This is a genomic window from Flavonifractor sp. An306 (assembly GCF_002159455.1).
Taxonomy (GTDB): domain Bacteria; phylum Bacillota; class Clostridia; order Oscillospirales; family Oscillospiraceae; genus Flavonifractor.
Window position 1 is genome coordinate 1 of sequence record NZ_NFIQ01000218.1, and the last position, 962, is coordinate 962.

Here is a 962-nt window from a genome sequence, read left to right on the forward strand (position 1 = left end):
TGTCAGTTCCTGGATGTCCGTGTACCGCTTTGCCAGGGAGATAAAGTGGTCGGTGCCGGACACCTGCTCCCGCAGCCTCTGGATGGCAGTTTCCTTTTCCGGGATGGCCTTGTTCAGCATTTCCATCTCCTGAGTGTAGCTGCCGGAGAGTGTCTGGAACTGCTCCGCTGTGATCCGCCCCAGGACGCTGTCCTCATAGAGCCGCTTGAAAATGCTGTCCAGCTCCTTGCTCCGCTTCTTCATGGCGGTCAGTTCCCGTTCCAGCCCACGCGCCTCTTTGCGGAGCTCCGCAGACTGTCTGCTGCCGATGTATGCGGCAAACTCCTGGGTGTGCTCCCTGGCCATTGCCGTCACCCGCCGCAGATCCTCCAGGACCACGTCATCCAGCACACACTCCCGAATATAGTGGGCGGTGCAGAGGGTGCCGTCCTTCTTGTAAGTCCGGCAGGTGAAGTGGTTGTAGGACCAGCTCATGGTATGGGCGCGGTGGAGCACCATAGTGCTCCCGCAGTCGGCGCACACCACCAGCCCGGAATACTTGTTCTGCTCGTCCATGTTGGTGCGCCGCCGTTTGTGCTGGCGTACCCGCTGGACGATATCCCAGACTTCCCGGCTCACCAGGGCGGGGTGGGTGTTTTCCAGCACCATGCATTCCTCCCTGGGATGTTCCACTTTCCGCTTGTCCTTGTAGGAACGGGTGCTGTACCGGAGGTTGATGGTGTTGCCTAGGTAGATCTCATTCTCCAGCATGTTGGCGATCGTACTGTCAGACCACCCATAGGGATCATTCAAATTCAGACTGCTATGGGCAACACCAAAGGTTTTGTAAGCGTAGGCCGTAGGGCATAGCACTTGTTCCCGCTTCAGCAGCCGGGCAATCTGGCTGGGTCCCTGCCCGGCGGCGCACAGGGCGAAGATACGCCGCACCACGGCAGCGGCCTCCTCGTCCACCACCAGCTTTT

At 59.6% G+C, this 962-nt stretch carries 1 protein-coding gene; it reads right to left on the reverse strand.

What is annotated here, in order from left to right; all coding sequences use genetic code 11:
* Positions 1 to 954: recombinase family protein (locus B5F88_RS19735; protein WP_343286492.1), on the reverse strand; the 954-nt coding region annotated here is incomplete at its 3' end.
* Positions 955 to 962 lie beyond the last annotated feature (8 nt).